This is a genomic window from Microbacterium sp. USHLN272, from assembly GCF_037149655.1.
GTDB classification, from domain to species: Bacteria; Actinomycetota; Actinomycetes; order Actinomycetales; family Microbacteriaceae; genus Microbacterium; species Microbacterium galbinum.
The window spans coordinates 2,258,085-2,272,557 of record NZ_JBBCRA010000001.1; the positions used below are offsets into that span (position 1 = coordinate 2,258,085).

Sequence of the window (14,473 nt, forward strand, 5' to 3'; positions counted from 1 at the left end):
AACGCAGAAACGCACCCCGCCCGATGGGCATGGGGTGCGTTTCTGCGTGGCGGAGAGGCGTCAGCGCGCGAGGCGCTCGGCGATTCCCGTGTACGTGGCGGGGGTCAGCGCGAGCAGGCGCTGCTTGGCCGCGTCGCCGATCTCGAGCCCCTGCACGAACTCGGCGAGCTCCGCGCCGCCGACGCGGTGTCCGCGGGTGAGCTCCTTGAGCAGGGCGTACGGGTCGGTGATGCTCGAGCGACCGGCGACGACCTCGGCGCGGATGACGGTCTGGATCGCCTCGGCGAGCACCTCCCAGTTCACGTCGAGGTCGGCGAGCAGCACGTCGCGCGACAGCGAGATCTCATTGAGCCCGCGGCGCAGGTTGTCGAGCGCGAGCAGCGAGTGCCCGAACGCGACGCCGATGTTGCGCTGCGTGGTGGAGTCGGTCAGGTCGCGCTGCAGGCGGCTCGTGACGAGCGTCTGCGAGAGCGACCCGAGCAGCGCGGCCGAGAGCTCGAGGTTCGCCTCGGCGTTCTCGAAGCGGATCGGGTTGATCTTGTGCGGCATGGTCGACGACCCGGTCGCACCGGCGACGGGGATCTGCGCGAAGTAGCCGAGCGAGATGTACGTCCAGATGTCGGTGGCGAGGTTGTGCAGGATGCCGCCGGCGTGACGCACGCGGTCGTAGAGCTCGACCTGCCAGTCGTGCGACTCGATCTGAGTGGTGAGCACGTTGAAGCCCAGACCCAGGCCCTCGACGTACTCGCGGGCGATGGTCGGCCAGTCGGCGTCGGGGTCGGCCGACAGGTGCGCCGACCACGTGCCGGTCGCGCCCGAGAACTTCGCCAGGTAGTCGGATGCCGCGATCTGGGCGCGCACGCGCTCGAGACGCCACGCGAACACGGCGATCTCCTTGCCCATGGTCGACGGGGTGGCGGGCTGGCCGTGGGTGCGGGAGAGCATCGCGGCGTCGGCGTGCTCGACCGCGAGCTCGCGGAGCTTGGTGATGACGGAGTCGAGGGCGGGGAGCCAGACGCTCTCGACCGCGCGCTTGACGGTGAGCGCGTACGAGACCGAGTTGATGTCCTCGCTCGTGCAGGCGAAGTGCGTCAGCTCGGCGATGGCGTCGAGACCGAGCGTCGAGAGGCGGTCGCGCACGAGGTACTCGATGGCCTTGACGTCGTGGCGGGTGACCGCCTCCTTCTCGGCGAGCCAGTCGATCTCGGCCTGGCCGAAGTCGCGGTAGAGGGCGCGGAGGCGGTCCTTGTCGGCATCCGACAGGGGGGAGGTCTCGAACAGCGAGCGGTCGGTGAGGGCGATGAGCCACTCGACCTCGACCTCGACGCGGGCCCGGTTGAGGCCGGCCTCCGAGAGGAAGTCGGCGAGTCCGGTGACGGCGCCGCGGTAGCGACCGTCGAGGGGGCTCAGGGGCTGCGGCGGAAGCGAAGGCTGGAAAGTCAGGGGAATCCTCCTGATCGGGCCCGTCAGATGCGGGGCGTGCGGGGCTGGCGCAGGGCGGGTTCGAGCTGACGGAACAGCCCGCGAGTCGCCGTCTCGATCATACCGAGCACCGAATCGAACATCTCGGGGCCGGCGTAGTAGGGGTCGGGCACATCGTGGGTCGAGGCGTCGGGGTCGAAGCCGAGGAGGAGGGTGACCTTCCCCTCCTGATCCTCGTCGCGGGCCCACTCGCGCAGGATGCGCTCGTGCGTGCGGTCGAGGGCCACGATGAGGTCGTTCTCGAGGAAGGATGCCGCGGTGAACTGCTTCGCGCGGTGCTGCGATCCGTCGTACCCGCGGCGGGCGAGCGAGTCGATCGTGCGGTGGTCGGCGCGCTCGCCGAGGTGCCAGTCGCCCGTGCCCGCGCTGCGCGAGACGATGCGCGAGCCCAGCCCCTGATGCTCGGCGAGGTCGCGGAAGACGACCTCGGCCATGGGGGATCGGCAGATGTTCCCCGTGCACACGAAGATCACGCGAAAGGGATCCGGGGATGTCACAGAACCATTCTGCCGCTCCCGGGCCGTCGTGCACAGTTCGGGGTCGGACTCATCCTGCACAGCTCGCGATCGAGCGATGCTCTGCACCGCTCGTGCGCCCACGGTGATCGCCGAGTCGTCGCGCGGCGCAGGCTGTGGTCATGTACTCCTCGATCGCCCTCCCGACCACCGATGAGTGGACCCCGTACGACCTGTCGATGTGGCAGCAGGCCGGGGTTCAGCTCCGCGTCGCCCTCGACTTCGCGCAGACCGCAGCGGCGAAGCTCGATCCGCTCGTCGACGAGATCGAATGGTCGTCCGACGGGCTGCGGTCGCTGCACGAGACGATGGCCGAGCAGCGCGGTCTCGTCGCCCTCGAGGTGATGATCCTGGAGTCGACCGAGGCCGAGCAGCGAGCGGCGGGGCTCGGATGAGCGACGACCTCGACATCCGCTACGGCGGCGCGATCGCGGTCGACACCGAGGTGCTGCGCGACATCGGCACGCGGTTGGCCGCCGTGGCGGGGTCGCTCGCGCAGGGTGCGGCCGCCGCCGGCAACGCCTACGCCCTGCTCATGGGGTCGGCCGCCTGCCGTTCGTGGAGCGGCTTCGATGCGCTCGGGCGCAGTCGCACGCGACTCGACGAGCTGCGGCTCACGGCCGAGACGACGGCGTCCTCGACGCTGCTCATGGCGGATGCGTACGAGGTGGTCGAGCTGCGCGCGCAGGCGGAGGCGCTCGCCGCGAGCGATGCCGCTGCGGCGGCTGCCCTGAACGCACGGGCCGACGAGATCCTGGATGCCGATCCCCGGGTCCAGGGCCTCGTCACTGCCCTCGTTCTGGACTGGGGCACGCACCGGTTCGATGGACTCGATACGCAGGTCGGGTTCGATACGTGGTTCGGTGGACTCTTCGGCGGGATCGGTATGGCGGCGGCCCTGCTCGGCAAGGGGGTGATCCCGAAGGGGACGACGCTGCAGGGCAGGGCGGATGCCGTGCGCGTCACTCCGGTCGCGACGACGACCCCGAAAGCCCCGCCGACCTCGCTGCCGGAGGCCCTCCAGCGGTTCCCGAATTCCGGGGGAGCGCAGGTGCGGGTGGAGAAGTACACGATGCCCGATGGGACGAACCGCTTCGTCGCGTATGTGAAGGGCACCCAGTCCGTTCTGCATGGCGGGAGCAACCCCTGGGACATGAAGTCGAACTTCCAGCTCTACGCGGGGGCGAAGTCGGCGTCGTACCAGGCGACCCTCGACGCATTGAAGGCATCGGGCGCGAAACCGGGTGACCGGGTCGATGTCGTCGGGCACTCGCAGGGAGGGGCGATCGCCTCGCATCTCGCGATGGACGACGTCTACGACGTCGGTGTGGAGATCACCGCGGGAAGTCCGGTCGAGCCGACGCTCGACGACGACCAGACGCTCGTGCAGTTGCGGCACACCGACGATGTCGTGTCTTCCCTGGCCGGCGGCGGATCCCCCGGCGGGACCGGTTCTCCCGACAGCTTCACCGCGGAGCGCGTCGGCGATCCGGTCGAGGGTCTGCAGGATCTCACGCTCGAACCGCACATGCTCGACACCTACGTCGAGACCGCCGAGATGGTCGAGGAGTCGGGTGACCCGCGGGTCGACGGGCTCGACGGCCTGTGGAACGAACTCGGTCAGGCGACCTCGGTCACGTCGACCGACTATCGGGCCGAGCGTGTGCTGCCCGAGGACGTGGTGGCACCGGGCGGGTCGCCCGCACCGGCACCGGTCATCGGAGACGAGTGGTGGCGACGGAAGGACGTGCTGTGACCTCAGTCGCGGCGGCGCTGCTTCTTGGCCTGCGGGCGCAGGATGAAGCCGAAGATGCCGTTGATGATCGAGATGATCAGCGCGGCGACGACGCCCCACCAGAAGTGGCCGACCGTGAGTCCCCAGCCGAAGCCGCTCGTGATCCAGGCGGTCAGCCACAGCAGGAAGCCGTTGATGACGAACCCGATGAGCCCGAGGGTGAGGATGTAGAGCGGGAACGCCACGATCTTCACGACGGTGCCGATGATCGTGTTCACGAGCGCGAAGATCGCGGCGACCGCCAGCAGCGTGAGCACGAGCTGCAGCGTCTCGCCCGGAGGGAACGCGACGATGCTCACCTGCAGCGCGGGGATCAGCGTCACGACCCACAGGGCGAACGCGTTGACGACGACTCGGATGATGAAGCGCATGGTCCGCCCAGTCTTCCACGTGGGGGTGGTGATTGTCAGGAGGACTCGTTCGCTGCGCTTCCCTCGAGCACTCGTAGACTCGTCCTCGTGACCGACCCGATCCTTCCCCGCATCCGCCCCGCCATCGCCGCGCTCGCGCCGTACCGCCAGGGCAAGCAGGCGGGACCCGATGCGTTCAAGCTGTCGAGCAACGAGAACCCCTTCGACCCGCTGCCGTCGGTGGTCGAGGCGATGCGGCACATCACGCCGATCAACCGTTACCCCGACGCCACCGCACTGCGGCTGCGGGAGCGCCTCGGTGCGCGGTACGGCGTCGAGCCCGACCAGGTGCACGTCGCCGCGGGCAGCGTGTCGATCCTGCATCAGCTGATCCTCGCCACGGCATCCGTCGACGACGAGGTCGTCTACGCGTGGCGGTCGTTCGAGGCGTACCCGAGCCTGCCGCTCATCTCCGGAGCGACCGGAGTCCCGGTCGCGCTCACCGCCGACGCGCGTCACGACCTCGACGCGATGGCGGATGCCGTCACCGATCGCACTCGCGCGATCATCGTCTGCACCCCCAACAACCCGACCGGTCCGATCATCACGAGCGGCGAGTTCGCGGCCTTCATCGAGCGGGTCCCCGCCGACGTCCTGATCGTTCTCGACGAGGCATACGCCGAGTTCGTCACCGCGCCCGATGCGGTCGACGGTCTCGCCGAGCGCATCTTCGACCGGCATCCGAACGTCGTCGTCCTGCGCACCTTCTCGAAGGCGTACGGACTCGCCGGCCTCCGCATCGGCTACGCGATCGGCCACGAGAAGGTGCTCGATTCGGCCCGCGTCACCGGCGTACCCCTCTCCGTGACGGCTGCGGCGGAGAACGCGGCCATCGCGAGCCTCGACGCCGAAGCCGAGCTGCTCGAACGCGTCACCGAGATCGTCGCCCGCCGCACCCGCCTCGTCGCCGGGCTCCGTGCCCAGGGCTGGAAGGTGCCCGACTCCCAGGGCAACTTCGTCTGGCTGCCCGCCGGCGACCGCACCGACGAGGTCGCCGCGGCTTTCGTCGCCGGCGACATCGTCGTGCGCCCGTTCTCGGGTGACGGCATCCGCATATCCGTCGGAGAGCATGAATCGGTGGACAAGGTCCTACAGGTTTCCGAATCCGTTGTGCGGACTCTCCAGCCCTAGGCACCGTTCCTCGGATAGCGTGGAACGGTGAGCTCGTCAGAGAACGAAATCGTCCGCGTCCTCGAGGCAGACGGCCGATTCGCCCCTACCCCCGCTGCGGAGCGGTACCTGTCGCTGATCGAATCGATCAGCGACGCCGAACTCGAGCAGTTCTACCGCGACATGGTCGTCATCCGCGCCATCGATACCCAGGCCACCAACCTGCAGCGACAGGGGCAGCTGGCGCTCTGGCCGCCGAGCCGCGGCCAGGAGGCGGCGCAGGTCGGCTCGGGCCGAGCGGCCCGTGCGCAGGACACCATCTTCCCGTCGTACCGAGAGCACGTCGTCACCCGCATCCGTGGCGTCGACCCGCTCGACATCATCAAGCTGATGCGCGGCGTCTCGCACGGCGGCTGGGATCCCACCGATCCCAAGAACGGCAACACCCGGCTCTACACCCTCGTGCTCGGGTCGCAGGCACTGCACGCCACGGGCTACGCGATGGGCCTGGCGTTCGACGGCCGCTCCGGCAGTGGTGACGTCGACCGCGACGAAGCGGTCATCGTCTACTACGGCGACGGCGCCTCCAGCCAGGGCGACGTGCACGAGGCGATGGTCTTCGCCGCCAGCTACCAGTCGCCAACGGTCTTCTTCCTGCAGAACAACCACTGGGCGATCTCGGTGCCGGTCTCGACGCAGTCGCGCGTTCCGCTCGTGCAGCGCAGCGCCGGCTACGGCATCCCCAGCGTCCGCGTCGACGGCAACGACGTGCTCGCGAGCTACGCCGTCTCGCGCACCGCGCTCGACGAGGCGCGCACCGGCCAGGGGCCGCGCGCGATCGAGGCGGTCACCTACCGCCTGGGCGCGCACACCACCAGCGACGACCCCACCAAATACCGCGGGAACGACGAAGAGGAATCGTGGGCGCAGCGCGACCCGATCACCCGCATGCGCGCGTTCCTCGAGAACCGGGGAGCGGCCGCATCCTTCTTCGCCGACGTCGACGCCGAAGGCGCGGATGCCGCCGAAGACCTCCGCGCCCGCACGGTCGAGCTCGGCCCGCCGCCCGTGAGCCGGATGTTCGACCACGTCTACAGCGAGGCGCACCCGCTGATCGCCGAGCAGAAGGCGTGGCTCGCGAAGTACGAAGCGTCGTTCGAAGGAGGAGCGCAGTGACCCTCGAGACGATGCCGTTCAGCAAGGCTCTGAACGCCGGTCTGCGCAAGGCCATGGAAGACGACGCCAAGGTCCTGCTCATGGGCGAGGACATCGGCAAGCTCGGCGGTGTGTTCCGCGTGACCGAGCACCTGCAGCGCGACTTCGGCGACAAGCGCGTGCTCGACACCCCGCTCGCCGAGTCGGGCATCGTCGGCACCGCGATCGGACTCGCCATGGCCGGGTTCCGCCCGGTGGTCGAGATCCAGTTCGACGGCTTCGTGTTCCCGGCCTTCGACCAGATCACCACGCAGCTCGCCAAGCTCACGAATCGTCACGAGGGCTCGTTGAGCATGCCGATCGTGATCCGCATCCCCTACGGCGGGCACATCGGCGCGGTCGAGCACCACCAAGAGAGTCCCGAGGCGTACTTCGCGCACACCCCGGGCCTGCGGGTCGTGTCGCCCTCGACGCCGAACGACGCCTACTGGATGATCCAGGAGGCGATCGCCTCGAACGATCCCGTGATCTTCATGGAGCCCAAGAGCCGCTACTGGCCCAAGGGCGAGGTCGAGCTCGAGGCCTCCGCCGCCCCGCTGCACTCCTCGCGGGTCGTGCGTGCGGGCTCCGACGTCACCCTCGTCGGACACGGCGCGATGGTCGCGACGCTGCTGCAGGCGGCTGCGCTGGCCGAGTCGGAGGGCACGAGCTGCGAGGTCGTCGATCTGCGCTCGATCTCGCCGATCGACTACGCGCCGATCCTCGACTCGGTGCGCAAGACCGGACGCATGGTCTACGCACAGGAGGCCCAGGGCTTCGGCAGCATCGGCAGCGAGGTCGCCGCGACCGTCATGGAGCGCGCGTTCTACGCTCTCGAGGCGCCGGTGCTGCGGGTGTCGGGCTTCGACACCCCGTTCCCGCCCGCCAAGCTCGAGGGCGCCTACCTCCCGGATGCCGACCGCATCCTCGAGGCCGTCGACCGTTCACTCGCCTACTGAGACGTTCCGAAAGGACCGCAGATGAGCACGCAGAACTTCACCCTTCCCGATGTCGGCGAGGGCCTCACCGAGGCCGAGATCGTGACGTGGAAGGTCGCGCCCGGCGACACGGTCGCGATCAACGACGTCATCTGCGAGATCGAGACGGCCAAGTCGCTCGTCGAGCTGCCCTCGCCCCATGCCGGAACGGTCGGCGAGCTGCTCGTCGCCGAGGGCGCCACGGTCGAGGTCGGCACCCCGATCATCACCTTCGTGCAGGCGGATGCCGCGGCTCCGGCCGCTCCGGCCCCGGCAGCTGCCGCGCCCGCCGCGGACGAGGGCGGCGGATCCGTTCTCGTCGGCTACGGCAGTGGGGGAGGAGCGACCTCGCGTCGCAAGCGCCCGGCCGAGCGCCCGGTGCGCTCGTCGGTGGGCGTCATCGCGAAGCCCCCGATCCGCAAGCTCGCCCGCGACCTCGGCGTCGACCTCACCACGGTCACCCCGAGCGGCGCCGACGGCGAGGTCACCCGTGACGACGTCATGAAGCTCGCCTCGCAGGCGAGCGTGTTCCGCAACATCGAGACCCCCGAGTGGGGTGCCGTGCGCGAGGAGACCGTGCCCGCACCGCAGAACGCCCCGGTGGGTCTCGCCCGCGGTGTCGCGCCGGTCACGGCATCCGTGTCGGCGTCGGATGCCGAGCGCACCGAGTCGATCCCGGTGAAGGGCGTGCGCAAAGCGACCTCCTCGGCGATGGTGCAGAGCGCGTACTCGGCCCCGCACGTCACCGTGTGGAAAGAGGTCGACGCCTCGCGCACGATGGAGCTCGTCAAGCGCCTGAAGGCCGCGCCCGAGTACGCCGACATCAAGGTCTCGCCGCTGCTGATCATGGCCCGCGCCGTGATCTGGGCCGCGCGTCGCACGCCCATGATCAACGCCGCATGGGTCGAGACCGAGAACGGTGCCGAGATCGCGGTGCGCCACTACGTGAACCTCGGCATCGCCGCGGCCACACCCCGCGGCCTGCTCGTGCCGAACATCAAGGACGCGCAGGACCTCGGCATGAAGGACCTCGCCCGCGCCCTCAACCGCCTCACCCTCACGGCCCGCGAGGGCAAGACCTCGCCCGCCGACCAGCAGGGCGGCACCATCACGATCACCAACATCGGCGTGTTCGGGATGGATGCCGGCACCCCGATCATCAACCCCGGCGAGGCCGGCATCGTCGCCATGGGCACGATCAGCCAAAAGCCATGGGTCGTCGACGGCGAGGTGCGCCCCCGCTGGGTGACCACGGTCGCCGGATCCTTCGACCACCGCGTGGTCGACGGCGACGCCATGAGCCGCTTCATCGCCGACGTCGCATCGGTGCTCGAGGAGCCCGCGCTGCTCGTCGACTGACAGGTGGCCCCGGTGACGACGGGGGACCCCGACGTCGTCACCGGCCCCGGCTCAGCCCGGTAGCTCCATGCGCTCGGTCGTGCCGTCGAGGACGAAGGCGACGGCCACAGGGCGCTGAGTGACGTTCTCGGGGAGCGTGAAGACGTGCGTGGTCATCGCCATGTCGGCCGTGCACGGGTTGTTCGGCGAGTACCGAAAATCGACCGTGACCGTGCCGGGGTCGTCAGCCGACACCGAGGCCGCGACGAGGGGGCAGCTCGAGCTGCCGAACGTCACGATCCCGAAGGAATCCTCGCCGTCGACCCATCCCGCGACGGGCTCTGCGGTGATGAGATCGGGTGGCGGCTCGCTCCAGCCGTCGGGAAGGCCGGGCACGACCTCGTCAGCGGCGGACTGATTCATTCCGCAGCCGGTGAGGAGCAGGACGCGCCGGCCAGAAGTCCTACCAGCACGCGTCTCATGGAACCATCCTGGCGGCTGCGGATCGCAGCGACAAGGCGGACGGGGCGTAGCCGAGCCGATCGTCCCTAGCCCTGCGGCAGCGTCGCGAGCGTGGTGGTCGTTCCGGTGGCGGGGTCCCAGCGCCGCACGCTCGTAGCGCGGCTGTGAACATCGCCACCGATGCAGCCGAGCGCGGTCTCGAGATCGGCGAGGCGCAGTCGGCGGGCGAGGGTGACGTGCGGGGTCCACTCGCCCGGGGTGGTGTGCGGGGCATCTTCTCCCGGACCGATCGCAGTGTGGATCGTCGCGTGAAAACGCTGCAGCTCTGCGGTGGGCAGGATGCTGCGGACGAGCACGCGGCGCTCGCCGGTGCCGAAGAGCACCGGGGCGCCGAGCGTGATCGGGAGCGCAGGGAGGTCCGTGAAGACGCCCGCGTCGAGCGGCGGCAGCTCCGTCCGAGCGGCCAGGGTGATGTGCGGTCGATTGCTCGCCGAGGTGTGTCCGGCGAGGCTCGACAGACCGAGCGCGGCGAGGGCATCCCACTCGGCTCGCACCGCGTCTTCGGCAGCGGCGTCGAGGAGCAGCTCGATCGTCGACGGGGATCGGCGTGGCGGGGCCACCGGCGCGTGAGGGGTCACGACACGCCGCGAGTCGGCATCCGCCTGCGGCATGTCGTGACTCCTCACGGTCGGAAACGGATGCCGCGAGGCTACGCGAGCACCGACAGACGCTGCTCCGCGAGAAGCGGCACCGAACTCTCGCGCGCCGCACGCCGGGCGGTCGCGACGGCGCCGACCGACACGACCTCGGCGCCGAGCTCGGAGGCGAGCACGAGGGGCGCGGGAAGGTGCAGCTCTTCGGGCAGCAGGCGGCGGGCGACCTCGAGCACGGGTTCGATGCTCTCGGCGACGGCGCCGCAGACGATCACGCGAGCCGGGTCGTACATGCTGCCGAGCACGCCGACGATGCGGGCGACGACTGCGCCGACGTGCTCGGTGACGAGCAGGGCATCGGGGTCGCCCGACGCGGCGAGCGTGAGCACGAGGCGCGGGTCGATGCGCTCTTCCGCCACGAGCCGCCCCAACGCCGACGACGGCGCCACGGTGCCCGAGGCGACGGCATCCCGTGCCGCATCCTGCACCGAGTAGGGGAGGCCGACGGCCGAGCCGACGCCCATGATGTGGTCGAACACGACGCCCTCGCCGACGCCGCCGTGGGCGCCGTGCAGCACGTGCCCGTCGACGACCACGCCGCCGCCGTAGCGTTCGCTCGCGATCAGGGCGACGTAGTCGCGGCATCCGATCGCCCCGCCGACCGCGCCCTCGGCGATCGCCGCGAGCTGTGCGTCGTTCTTGACGTGCACGACCGGCGCCCAGCCGCGCAGCGCCTCGGCGAGCCCGGGGTTCGTGCGCTCCCAGAAGCCGTCGGGGTGCGGGGGAGAGATGCCGTTGCGATCGACGGGGGCAGCGACGCCGGCGCAGACGGCCAGCACCTGTTCCCGCGTCACTCCGGCCTCGTCGAGAGCGGCGCCCAGGCGTTCGATGATCAGCGCGCGACGATCGGCGGCGGGCTGCGTCTGCGACACCTCGACGCGATGGTGCACGAGATTCCGGTCGAGCAGGTCGGCGACGGTGACGGAGAGGTGCGTGTCGCCCGCGTCGATCCCGACGACGACGCCGAGGTCGGGGGAGAGGGCGAAGCGCCGGGCGGGTCGGCCGGAGCGATAGCTGCCGGCCACGCGGGCGTTCGGCAGTTCGCGCAGTACGTCGGCGCCGACGAGCGTGTCGATCGCATCGATGGCCGTGGAGCGGGTCAGCGAGGTCGCGGCCATGACGTCGGTGGCGGTGAACTCGCCCGCACTCCAGGCGAAGTCGAGCACGGCGCCGACGCTGGCACGCCCCGTGCCGAGCCCCGCGGTGATGTCTGCCACGCTCTTGCCTTCCTGTCGTCTGAATGAGAGAGTACCTTCCAGCGGAGTAAATTCGCTCATTAGATTTAGTTATCGGATCTAAAAACCGGAAGGACGACGGTGTCTGGAGAACGAACACGCGCGTTGCGGCTGATCGCCGGGGGCCTCGGCCTCACACTGATCGGTGCCGCCCTCACGAGCTGCGCAGCCGGCTCGGGAGCGGAGACCATCCGCTTCACCTTCAGCAAGCGCGAAGCGATCGAGTTCATGACCGAACGCGTCGCCGAGTACAACGCCTCGCAGGACGACGTGAAGGTCGAGATCGACACCTCCGGCGTCGACGTCGTCTCGGCCAGCTTCGTGCGCGGCAACCCGCCCGACATCATGCTCGGCAACTACAACTACGAGATCGCTCGGTTCGTGCAGCGCTGCGCGCTCACCGATCTCTCCGACACCGACGCCGCGGCGAGCGTGCGCGACGACCTGCAGCCGCTCATGGACCAGTACGGCTCCTGCGAGGGTCGCACGAGCGCCCTGCCGTACTCGGTGATGGCGGCATCCGTCATCTACAACAAGGAGATCTTCGAGGCCCAGGGCCTCGAGGTCCCGACCACCTGGGACGAGCTCATCGCCGTCTGCGATCAGCTCAAGGCCGCGGGCATCGATCCCTTCTACGGCACCTTCAAGGACGACTGGACGGTCGGTCAGGGCTGGTACGACTACACCGCCGGCGGATCGGTCGACGTGATCGACTTCTTCGACGCGCTCGCCGAAGAAGGCACCGAGGTCGGGCCCGACGCCCCGGTCTCGTTCGAGAAGGACTTCGCCGAGCCCATGGATCGCATGATGCAGCTCGCCGAGAACTACACCAACGCGGATGCCGCGAGCAGGGGCTACGGCGACGGCAACCTCGCCTTCGCGAAGGGCGAGGCGGCCATGTACCTGCAGGGGCCGTGGGCGTTCAGCGAGATCGCGAAGACCGCACCCGACCTGCAGCTCGGAACGTTCCCGCTGCCGATGACCGACGACCCGGACGACCTCGAGGTGCGCGTCAACATGGACCTCGCGGCGATGATCCCCGAGGGGTCGCGCCACCAGGAGGCCGCCCGCGACTTCCTCGAGTTCCTGTATCAGCCCGAGAACATCGAGGAGTACAACGCCTCGCAGCTCGGCTTCACCCCGACGACGGATGCCCCGGCCCCCGACGACCCGCGCATCGAGGGGATGATCAAGTACTACGACGAGGGCAAGATCTACCAGGGCCCCTCGGTGCTCGTGCCCAAGACCCTGCCGATCTTCAACTACGCGCAGGCGATGGTGCTGGGCGCCTCGACGCAGAACACGCTGCGCACCATGGACGCCGACTGGGCGCGCATCGCCTTCCGCGCGCCGATCCCGTCGACCCAGGACAACGCCTCGGCAGAGGAGCCGGCATCATGACCATCACCCCGACGATTCCGACCGACACCACGGCGGTCATCACGGGCGGCAAGCGCGGCATCCGTCCTCGCACCCGCCGGGTCGAGCCGATCTACTACCTGTTCCTGCTGCCGACGCTCGTGATCTTCACCCTCGCGATCACGGTGCCGGGGGTGATGGGCATCTTCTTCAGTTTCACCGACTCGATCGGCATCGGCGAGTGGAGCTTCAACGGCTTCACGAACTACATCGCCATGTTCAGCGACCCGGCGATCCTGCAGAGCTACCTCTTCACGTTCGGGTTCTCGATCGCCACGGTCATCGTGGTCAACGTGGTCGCGTTCCTGCTCGCGGTCGGGCTCACCTCCCGCATCCGCTTCAAGACGGGGCTGCGCACGATCTTCGTGATCCCGATGGTGATCTCGGGCATCATCATCGCCTACGTCTTCAACTTCCTGTTCTCGAACTCGATCCCCGCCGCGGGGGCGGCCACCGGCATCCCGTGGCTGCAGACGAGCCTGCTCGCCAACCCCGACCTGGCCTGGGTGGCGATCGTCATCGTCACCGCCTGGCAGGCCGTGCCCGGCACGCTGCTGATCTACATCGCCGGCCTGCTCTCGGTGCCCGGCGAGGTCTACGAGGCGGCGAGCATCGACGGCGCGAGCAAGACGCAGCAGCTCACCCGCATCACGCTCCCGCTCGTCATGGGCTACGTCGTGATCAACGTCATCCTCGGGTTCAAGGGCTTCCTGAACGCCTACGACATCATCGTCGGACTCACCAACGGCGGCCCCGGAACCTCCACCCGCAGCGTCGCGATGACGATCATCGCGGGCTTCAACGGCGGCGACTACGCCTATCAGATGGCCAACGCGACCATCTTCTTCATCGTCGCCGTGCTCATCTCCCTCCTCCAGCTGTCGCTGACGCGCGGAAGGAACGCACTCTGATGTCGACGCAGACGATCACCACACAGGTCGCGGGCAAGAAGCCCCGCGTGCGCATGGAACGGGTCAACTGGTCGGGCACGATCATCCTGATCCTGTGCGCGGTCACCGTTCTCCTCCCGCTGTACGTCACCCTCTCGATGGCGTTCAAGACCACGGGCCAGGCGGTCGACGGCAACGCGTTCTCGCTGCCGGCGCCGTTCAGCATCGACGGGTTCGTCGAGGCGTGGAACCTCACGAAGTTCCCGGTCGGCGCGGGCATCTCCCTGCTCGTCACGGCCGGCACCGTGATCGCGACCATCGTGCTCGCGGCCTTCGCCTCGTACGCGATCGTGCGCAACTGGGACCGCCGCCTCTTCCGTTACTCGTTCTTCTACCTGCTCGCGGCGATGTTCATCCCGTTCCCGGTCGTCGCCCTGCCGCAGATCCAGCTCACCGGACGCTTCGGGCTCGACAACCCGTTCGGCGTGATCATCCTCGCGACGATGTTCCAGCTGAGCTTCAGCGTGCTGCTGTTCACGGCGTTCCTGCGGTCGATCCCGATCGAGCTCGAGGAGAGCGCCCGCATCGACGGCGCCACCACGTGGCAGACGTTCTGGAAGCTGATCTTCCCGCTGCTCGCCCCCATGAGCGCCACGGTCGGCATCTTCGCCTTCCTTTACGCCTGGAACGACTTCATGATGCCGTCGCTCATCATCTCCGACCCGGCGCTGCAGACGCTGCCGGTGCGGCAGAACCTGTTCCAGACCCAGTTCAGCAACAACTACAACGTGTCGTTCGCCTCGTACCTGATGGCGATGGCCCCGGCGATCCTGGCCTACCTGTTCACGCAGCGCTTCGTCATGGAGGGCGTCACGCAGGGCGCCGTCAAGGGCTGACACGAGAACCACCGCAAGAAACGAAGGAGCACTCCCC

The 14,473-nt window shown here is 69.0% G+C and carries 15 protein-coding genes; 9 read left to right on the top strand and 6 right to left on the bottom strand.

From position 1 onward, the window contains the following. Positions 1-60: 60 nt before the first annotated feature. Positions 61-1,443: an adenylosuccinate lyase gene (gene purB, locus WFJ97_RS10890; protein WP_336641873.1), complete on the bottom strand. Its 1,383-nt coding sequence runs from the start codon at positions 1,441-1,443 to the stop codon at positions 61-63. A gap of 23 nt (positions 1,444-1,466) precedes the next feature. Beyond that, positions 1,467-1,955 (bottom strand): low molecular weight protein-tyrosine-phosphatase, encoded by a 489-nt coding sequence (locus WFJ97_RS10895; protein WP_282185387.1) that lies wholly within the window; start codon positions 1,953-1,955, stop codon positions 1,467-1,469. A 164-nt stretch (positions 1,956-2,119) separates the two neighbouring features. Here WFJ97_RS10895 and WFJ97_RS10900 point away from each other — a divergent pair, with 164 nt between their 5' ends. Together WFJ97_RS10900 and WFJ97_RS10905 are read left to right on the top strand one after the other, a co-directional pair. Beyond that, positions 2,120-2,392, top strand: a complete 273-nt coding sequence (locus tag WFJ97_RS10900; RefSeq protein WP_336641496.1) for a hypothetical protein — start codon at positions 2,120-2,122, stop codon at positions 2,390-2,392. Continuing rightward, positions 2,389-3,753: a hypothetical protein gene (locus WFJ97_RS10905; protein ID WP_336641497.1), complete on the top strand. Its 1,365-nt coding sequence runs from the start codon at positions 2,389-2,391 to the stop codon at positions 3,751-3,753. Before WFJ97_RS10900 ends, WFJ97_RS10905 begins: the two co-directional genes overlap by 4 nt. Positions 3,754-3,755: 2 nt before the next feature. Here WFJ97_RS10905 and WFJ97_RS10910 read toward each other — a convergent pair whose 3' ends face one another. Further along, the gene (locus WFJ97_RS10910; protein ID WP_247633538.1) at positions 3,756-4,163 is read right to left on the bottom strand and encodes a phage holin family protein; all 408 of its coding nucleotides are present in this window, start codon (positions 4,161-4,163) and stop codon (positions 3,756-3,758) included. 87 nt (positions 4,164-4,250) lie between these two features. Between WFJ97_RS10910 and WFJ97_RS10915 the strand changes: the two genes are divergently transcribed. From WFJ97_RS10915 to WFJ97_RS10930, 4 genes are read left to right on the top strand one after another with little or no spacing between them, the layout of a single operon-like run. Beyond that, complete coding sequence (locus tag WFJ97_RS10915) at positions 4,251-5,333, top strand: histidinol-phosphate transaminase (protein ID WP_336641498.1); 1,083 nt, start codon at positions 4,251-4,253, stop codon at positions 5,331-5,333. Positions 5,334-5,360: 27 nt separating this feature from the next. Continuing rightward, positions 5,361-6,488: a thiamine pyrophosphate-dependent dehydrogenase E1 component subunit alpha gene (locus WFJ97_RS10920; protein ID WP_336641499.1), complete on the top strand. Its 1,128-nt coding sequence runs from the start codon at positions 5,361-5,363 to the stop codon at positions 6,486-6,488. An 11-nt stretch (positions 6,489-6,499) separates the two neighbouring features. Further along, on the top strand, positions 6,500-7,465 hold the full coding sequence (locus WFJ97_RS10925) for an alpha-ketoacid dehydrogenase subunit beta (protein WP_336641874.1): 966 nt from the start codon (positions 6,500-6,502) through the stop codon (positions 7,463-7,465). A 21-nt stretch (positions 7,466-7,486) separates the two neighbouring features. After that, positions 7,487-8,842: a dihydrolipoamide acetyltransferase family protein gene (locus tag WFJ97_RS10930; protein ID WP_336641500.1), complete on the top strand. Its 1,356-nt coding sequence runs from the start codon at positions 7,487-7,489 to the stop codon at positions 8,840-8,842. 51 nt (positions 8,843-8,893) lie between these two features. On the opposite strand, the gene WFJ97_RS10935 is transcribed toward WFJ97_RS10930, so the two are convergent. The 3 genes from WFJ97_RS10935 to WFJ97_RS10945 form a co-directional block, all read right to left on the bottom strand. After that, positions 8,894-9,244 carry a hypothetical protein gene (locus WFJ97_RS10935; RefSeq protein ID WP_336641501.1) on the bottom strand — a complete coding sequence of 117 codons (351 nt, stop codon included), beginning with the start codon at positions 9,242-9,244 and terminating at the stop codon, positions 8,894-8,896. Between the two features lie 125 nt (positions 9,245-9,369). Continuing rightward, positions 9,370-9,954, bottom strand: a complete 585-nt coding sequence (locus tag WFJ97_RS10940) for a 2'-5' RNA ligase family protein (protein WP_336641502.1) — start codon at positions 9,952-9,954, stop codon at positions 9,370-9,372. Between the two features lie 38 nt (positions 9,955-9,992). Next, positions 9,993-11,213 (bottom strand): ROK family protein, encoded by a 1,221-nt coding sequence (locus tag WFJ97_RS10945; RefSeq protein ID WP_336641503.1) that lies wholly within the window; start codon positions 11,211-11,213, stop codon positions 9,993-9,995. A gap of 99 nt (positions 11,214-11,312) precedes the next feature. Between WFJ97_RS10945 and WFJ97_RS10950 the strand changes: the two genes are divergently transcribed. From WFJ97_RS10950 to WFJ97_RS10960, 3 genes are read left to right on the top strand one after another with little or no spacing between them, the layout of a single operon-like run. Next, positions 11,313-12,632 carry an ABC transporter substrate-binding protein gene (locus WFJ97_RS10950; RefSeq protein ID WP_336641504.1) on the top strand — a complete coding sequence of 440 codons (1,320 nt, stop codon included), beginning with the start codon at positions 11,313-11,315 and terminating at the stop codon, positions 12,630-12,632. After that, positions 12,629-13,561 (top strand): carbohydrate ABC transporter permease, encoded by a 933-nt coding sequence (locus tag WFJ97_RS10955; RefSeq protein WP_247624207.1) that lies wholly within the window; start codon positions 12,629-12,631, stop codon positions 13,559-13,561. Before WFJ97_RS10950 ends, WFJ97_RS10955 begins: the two co-directional genes overlap by 4 nt. Further along, entirely contained in the window at positions 13,561-14,436 is an 876-nt protein-coding gene (locus WFJ97_RS10960; RefSeq protein ID WP_247633552.1) for a carbohydrate ABC transporter permease, read from the top strand. Before WFJ97_RS10955 ends, WFJ97_RS10960 begins: the two co-directional genes overlap by 1 nt. Positions 14,437-14,473: the final 37 nt, after the last annotated feature.

Excerpts from the sequence above, each read along its gene's own strand:
- WFJ97_RS10900 (WP_336641496.1), top strand. The coding sequence starts at position 2,120 with ATGTACTCCTCGATCGCCCTCCCGACCACCGATGAGTGGACCCCGTAC.
- WFJ97_RS10905 (WP_336641497.1), top strand. The coding sequence starts at position 2,389 with ATGAGCGACGACCTCGACATCCGCTACGGCGGCGCGATCGCGGTCGAC.
- WFJ97_RS10910 (WP_247633538.1), bottom strand. The coding sequence starts at position 4,163 with ATGCGCTTCATCATCCGAGTCGTCGTCAACGCGTTCGCCCTGTGGGTC.
- WFJ97_RS10925 (WP_336641874.1), top strand. The coding sequence starts at position 6,500 with ATGCCGTTCAGCAAGGCTCTGAACGCCGGTCTGCGCAAGGCCATGGAA.
- WFJ97_RS10930 (WP_336641500.1), top strand. The coding sequence starts at position 7,487 with ATGAGCACGCAGAACTTCACCCTTCCCGATGTCGGCGAGGGCCTCACC.
- WFJ97_RS10935 (WP_336641501.1), bottom strand. The coding sequence starts at position 9,244 with ATGAATCAGTCCGCCGCTGACGAGGTCGTGCCCGGCCTTCCCGACGGC.
- WFJ97_RS10940 (WP_336641502.1), bottom strand. The coding sequence starts at position 9,954 with ATGCCGCAGGCGGATGCCGACTCGCGGCGTGTCGTGACCCCTCACGCG.
- WFJ97_RS10955 (WP_247624207.1), top strand. The coding sequence starts at position 12,629 with ATGACCATCACCCCGACGATTCCGACCGACACCACGGCGGTCATCACG.
- WFJ97_RS10960 (WP_247633552.1), top strand. The coding sequence starts at position 13,561 with ATGTCGACGCAGACGATCACCACACAGGTCGCGGGCAAGAAGCCCCGC.